The sequence below is a fragment of the Curtobacterium uvaldense genome, from assembly GCF_028307415.1.
In the GTDB taxonomy this organism is placed as follows: domain Bacteria; phylum Actinomycetota; class Actinomycetes; order Actinomycetales; family Microbacteriaceae; genus Curtobacterium.
Genome location: NZ_JAQMHU010000056.1, coordinates 1 through 5,198 on the forward strand (window position 1 = coordinate 1; position 5,198 = coordinate 5,198).

General features: G+C 65.6%; 8 protein-coding genes and 1 pseudogene. 5 read left to right on the forward strand and 4 right to left on the reverse strand.

Features of this window, described 5'->3' with window-relative positions; translation table 11 throughout:
• On the reverse strand, positions 1–224 hold a 224-nt coding region (locus tag PIJ49_RS16720; RefSeq protein WP_442874662.1), incomplete at its 3' end, for a hypothetical protein.
• A gap of 453 nt (positions 225–677) precedes the next feature.
• On the opposite strand from PIJ49_RS16720, the gene PIJ49_RS16725 reads away from it, so the two are divergent.
• The 5 genes from PIJ49_RS16725 (at position 678) to PIJ49_RS16745 (ending at position 2,894) form a co-directional block, all read left to right on the forward strand.
• A complete protein-coding gene (locus PIJ49_RS16725; RefSeq protein ID WP_251160593.1) occupies positions 678–986 on the forward strand; it encodes a hypothetical protein in 309 nt (102 codons plus the stop codon).
• Positions 987–1,039: 53 nt separating this feature from the next.
• Positions 1,040–1,210: a hypothetical protein gene (locus PIJ49_RS16730; protein WP_224442032.1), complete on the forward strand. Its 171-nt coding sequence runs from the start codon at positions 1,040–1,042 to the stop codon at positions 1,208–1,210.
• A gap of 690 nt (positions 1,211–1,900) precedes the next feature.
• The gene (locus PIJ49_RS16735; protein ID WP_251160631.1) at positions 1,901–2,467 is read left to right on the forward strand and encodes a MarR family winged helix-turn-helix transcriptional regulator; all 567 of its coding nucleotides are present in this window, start codon (positions 1,901–1,903) and stop codon (positions 2,465–2,467) included.
• Positions 2,468–2,589: 122 nt separating this feature from the next.
• Positions 2,590–2,739, forward strand: coding sequence for a hypothetical protein (locus PIJ49_RS16740; RefSeq protein WP_251160594.1), 150 nt, complete (start codon positions 2,590–2,592; stop codon positions 2,737–2,739).
• Entirely contained in the window at positions 2,736–2,894 is a 159-nt protein-coding gene (locus PIJ49_RS16745; RefSeq protein ID WP_251160595.1) for a hypothetical protein, read from the forward strand. Before PIJ49_RS16740 ends, PIJ49_RS16745 begins: the two co-directional genes overlap by 4 nt.
• A gap of 983 nt (positions 2,895–3,877) precedes the next feature.
• Here PIJ49_RS16745 and PIJ49_RS16750 read toward each other — a convergent pair.
• From PIJ49_RS16750 to PIJ49_RS16760, 3 genes and pseudogenes are all read right to left on the reverse strand, one after another.
• Positions 3,878–4,846, reverse strand: a complete 969-nt coding sequence (locus PIJ49_RS16750; protein WP_251160596.1) for a diacylglycerol/lipid kinase family protein — start codon at positions 4,844–4,846, stop codon at positions 3,878–3,880.
• A 26-nt stretch (positions 4,847–4,872) separates the two neighbouring features.
• A complete protein-coding gene (locus tag PIJ49_RS16755; RefSeq protein ID WP_224442027.1) occupies positions 4,873–5,040 on the reverse strand; it encodes a hypothetical protein in 168 nt (55 codons plus the stop codon).
• A gap of 41 nt (positions 5,041–5,081) precedes the next feature.
• Positions 5,082–5,198, reverse strand: a pseudogene (locus PIJ49_RS16760) (acyl-CoA desaturase); the annotation flags it as partial.

Consider the following 5,198-nt stretch of genomic DNA (forward strand, 5'->3'; position numbering starts at 1 on the left):
AGCGCGTCGGTGAAGCTGCTGTCGAGCGCGACGGAGGTGTCGCCGCCGAGGACGTCCGGCACGGATGCGACCGGGGCCGGGATCTTCGAGGCCTCGGACGAGGACGAGACCGTCTGGACGTTCGGGGTCGCGGCGTTTGCCGAGCTGATGCCGAACGCGGCACCACCGAGGACGAGGGCGCCGGTGGTGGCGAGGGTGATCGAGGTCTTCATTGACTTGCGCATGGGGGTACCAATCTGTTGTCGGCTGCCGGCCAGTGCTGTGGGCACGACAAAGCAGCGCCGAGACGGAGCTTGCGAAGCAGCATGCGGCTGCAGGAACACCGCATTTCGCGGCTGGTGTTGCACGGTATTCGGTGCACATGCGCGACTGGTTTGGTCGATGTACCCCGCACGTTGACCGGCCGGTGGAACCTACATGGTGTTGTGGGCGAGTCGCGGTTCGCAGCGACACCGCAAGATCAGCGCTCGACTACCGCCGCCGGACGAGAGCCCAGCCAGAACAGCGCTGAGGCACCCGCCAAAGCCGACCTCTACAGGTGTTGCCCATCGTCCGGGCGGGCCGGAGCGTTGCGCGGCGGCTCATCGATGACAGCGGTTCAGGTGCCGCGGCCTACAGTGCAGTGCAGTCAGCTATACCGGAGCCTCCGGCGCAGCCACTGGCTGGTCAGGATCACCGTGCAGCACCTCACCTACGGGTATACCTCCGTTCTCGTCAGCGATTCCGTTGCGGACGTGGTCCTTGCGTACGCTGCAGCACTCAGTCAAAGCCGGCTCAGCGACGTCGTGACCGTTCCGACAACCGACTTCAGCGGGCTGCCCTCATCGTCGCGGATGCTGCTGGCGCCAGGAATCGCGCTGATGAGTGAACCGGCACCGGATGATGTGCTGGAAGCCGACGAGCGGGCATTCGTTGCCGAGTTGCGCGCCCGCATCGTCGCGGTTCTCGCGGCGGGAGCTGTTGCACCGTCCCGGTCGACGATGTGACCTCCGACGGTGGAAACAACCAGCAGCTAGTGCCGAGTGAGCGTCAGCATCGCGTGGACGATCAGTTGACCATCTTGGAAGGTGCACTTCGCGCGCACGGGATCAGCGTCGATGCCGACGCATTTGCGCGGGCGCGATGTGTGCTCGATGGCAGCCTGACACGGGAGCAGGCTCGTGCGCAGATCGCCGCGAAGTACGATCTCGAGCTTCCTGGCGACTCCTGATTAGCGTGGGCTCGAATAAACGGGGTGTTGGCCCGTTCCGGGCTCGGGCTCAGTGACCCGATCTTCTGTCCTGCTGGAGAAATCTCGGACAGGACCTCGGACCAGCCCGTATGTCAGTATCAGGGGCGAAGCGTCCGGATAAGCATCGGGGCGTTATGCATCTGATGGTGGATTCGAGTGGCGCGGTTCGGGGAAGCCGCGCCGTGTTGCGGTGTCATTCCACTCCGCGCATGTGGTCTTGGTGTTGGCCTGGTGAAAGCCGTCGTGGTCGCGCGGCATCTCGCAGCGGTATCGCCACCAGACCGATGGGCAGGAGTCTGTGGCGGGCATGGACGAAAAGTAGCCATCCGCACATCGTTCGAGCCAATCGCGGCGCAGGTTGCGCCCGTCACATGGCGCTTCGTGGCTAAGCAACCCAAGCCGCTCCAGAGTGACTCGGTGCGTGCTGCAAGGAGGTCGGATGCGAGTTCGGGTCTCGCAGCCGACGCCGTCGCACTACGACGCCGTTGGGCATGGCAGAGCGCACGACGTCGCCGCCAAACCGAGAACAAAGATCCGGATTCGACGGTCGGGCAAGCGTGGATAGCTCGACCGACAGTAGGGCCTGACCGACAAGGCAGCACCGTTTGTACCGCGTTTTGCTAGGGGCTCTCGGTATTCTTCGGGCTTGATCCCGTGAGGTGGGTGTTCATGATGCACGAGCAGACGTACGACGAGTCCGGGTATTGGTACCCAGACCGTGCATCCCGCTCCGGCATTCAGCTGTTGAACCTGATGCGGCAGTACCGCTCCGCCGAGGTCGAGATGCGGCAGCGGACCCGCAAGAGCACGCGGATGAACCAGACCGACATGGAAGCCGTTCGCTACCTCCTCCGCGCCAGTGAGCGCGGCGAGCAGGTCAACTCCTCCGAGCTGGCCGCGCACCTGGGCATCACTTCCGCGTCCACGACGGCAGTCGTGAAGCGGCTTGTCGCACCCGGCCATGTCCAGCGTCACGCGGACCCGTCCGATGGTCGTGGGGTGCTCCTGACCGCGACCGGGCACACCGACGAGGAAGTCCGCACCACCCTCACGGACGTGCACGCCCGGATGATCGCCGCCGCCGACCGTCTCTCCCCACAGACGGTCGAGGAGATGAGTGGCTTCTTCACCGAGATGATCGACGCCATGCACGCCGACGACACCAGCGCTGAACTCCGAGCAGATGACGCACGCTGTACGGCAACCCCAGCGCCGGCGTCGCCCCGTGGACGCTGACAACGCCCCGGTATCCACGATGCGTACGCATCGACACTAGTAGTTAGACAAACTAGGTTCTTTGCCGCATGCTGATCCTGACGCCACAGAGCGTCGGACAGCGGACACGGGAAGGGCCGGTAATGAGCACGATCAACGCAACGCACTCGCAGTTCTCGGAGGTGCGAGAAGCAGCACACGGACGCCTGCTGGCCGCCCTCGCGACCAGCTTCGGCATCGTCGCGGTCACTGTCGCCGCTGCTGCGGCGGTTGTCGTTACGGTCGGAGCGTGAGCGCGATGACGCTGACGAGTCTGCAGGAGCACCCGCATGAGTGGCACCGCCGCGGCATGCGTCACCCCGCCGAGATCGACGCGCTGGTCTATACCCGCACCAACGGCAACACCCCACCGGAGCCGTCCTACGGCGACTTCTTCCGCGCAGCCTGAACCCAGACCCCAGGTACGAGCGTCCGATGCTCGTCCTGCCCCGCTGACAGTTTCTGTCGGCGCATAGCGCGGCCCCCACCGGAGTACCGGAGGGGGCCGTCGGCTTACCCTGCGATGGCGGCGTTCCGCGCAGACAGCGAGCCACCTCCGTCGCCCTGGATCGTCTTGGCTTCACCAGGAGCTCAATCGATGGACGGCGGCACCGCCGACCCGCTGAGCCGACAGTGCCGCCGCGGAACCCCGCTATGGGCGGCCCCTGGCCCAGGAGCATGCTCAAACCGAGTTGCCGGGAACATACACCCGACCCAGAGCAGTAATCGAGGATTGGTCCACTGTTGCCAAGGGGCTTGCATAGCGGCGAGGCCGCGCATTCAGCCACGGGCAGCGTTCCTCGGATTACCCCCGAGGCTTCGGCACGCCCCGAGGTGCGGCGGCGTGGGGCTCCTGCAGAGGCGATCTTGCGCTGACGTCGGCCGGTGAAGCTGCAGGAGACTTCACAGACGACTGACCTGTCGATGCCGCTGCGCTGGCTGCCGCCGCAACGTGTGAAGGACCGGCTCTGCGCAACAGCCGGTCCTCCAGGTTGCGTAAGCAGACCCGAACTGATCACGCATCTCCAACTCTGCCCGCACGGGAGGGTTCGTGCAAGACGGCTCAAGTGAGGACAGACCCATGCTCGTTGAGTGCCCATACTGAAGAAGCTTTGGCTGGTTGCCGGAGAAGAGCTCCGTCGTGCTCTCTGATCGCACGACGGCACTCGAGCGGCGCCTGGTGTCCAGATTTCCCGGGCGTGGGCGCCGCTTTCCAACAGGACGCGCCGCTGTCAGCGAGGGTGGGTGAGCCGGTATATCCCGGATGGCACCATGACAGGGCGAACACTTGTGAGCGGCAGGCAGCCAAGTACGGACTCGACGTTCCGGCAAACGTTTCGCGCGGAGTGGAGCGCGGGCTGTCTGCGCTGGGTCTCGGGACTACCTGCGCGGCTACCGAGCGCCGAGTTGCGATGATGTGCGCAGGGTAAGGCCGCAGTGGTGGGTAGTGAGAGTCACCGATCGGACCGTTCCGAATGGGTCGCCGTCGAGCTGAACGCGTTCCGGTGCGTCCAGGTCGAGGCGGAGGTTCCGTGCCCGGGTGGTGGGGAGTGCACGTGATCGTGGAAGGACCTTGGCGAGCACACGCCCGAAGCCGGTGCGGGCGAAGAACCGGTTGAGGGTGAGGGTGTAGCCGATTTTGGTCCACCCAAACCAGCCGTTGGGCCGGAACGCGACAGCGTCAAGGATGCCGTCATCGGGTTCCGCGCGCGGCAGAAGCAGGACGCCGGCGGTGAGGGTGCCGCAGTTGCCGACGATGATCGTGTGCGCCCGCATCGAGCGTGCTGGGCCGTTGTCCAGCCTGTAGCGAATGGGGATCTGACGGTTGCCGATCACGGACCGGGCGATGGGGTCGGAGTACGCCACCCAGCCGAAGCGCTTCTTGACCCAGGCGTTAGTGTCGGCGGCCATGCTCGCGTCGAGTCCGATGCCCGCCATGACGAGGAACACGTGTTCGCTTGTCGAATGGTCGGCGTGAGTGAGCTCCGCAAGTCCCAGATCGATCTGCCGGTCGGTGCCGGTGAAGACAGTGTCAATGACCGCGTCGACGTCGTTGCGGGGCAGGCCAAGATTGCGGGCGAAGAGGTTCCCGGTGCCGGTCGGGAGAACTGCGACGGGGATTCCGGTGCCCCGGAGTTCTTCCGCGACGATTCGCAGTGTTCCGTCGCCGCCGACGGCGAGGATGACGTCGGGGGCGCTGCCGGCGGCTGCTCGTGCGGCGGCGCGGCCGCCGTCGTCAGCCGCTGTCGGGTACCAGCGCGTCGATGCCCACCCGTGCCGGACGGCAGCCGCGTCGAGTACCCCCTGCAGTCGATGTTGGTCGGTCTTGGTCGGGTTGAGGACTACCGCGGCAGTGCGCACGGATGCGTGTGAGAGTGTTGCCGGGTTCAGTTGACGCGCCTGGCCTTGCGTCCGGCACGGCGGACTGCGCCGAAGATCAGGGTCCCGACGAACAGGACGATGCCGATGATCGCGAGCCAGAGCAGGCCCTTCAGTGCGAAGCCGACGATCGCGAGGATGACCCAGAGGGTGAGGAGGACGATGACGGTCTTCATGGTGATGCTTCCTGTCGGAGGTGGGAAGAGCGAGAGGGGGGTCAGTGGATGCGGAGCTGCGTCACCATCGGGCAGGCGAATGGGTCGCGTGCGGCGAGACCGACCCGGTTCAGGTAGCGGACGACGATGCCGTACGACCGCAGCAGCGTCGTCTCGGT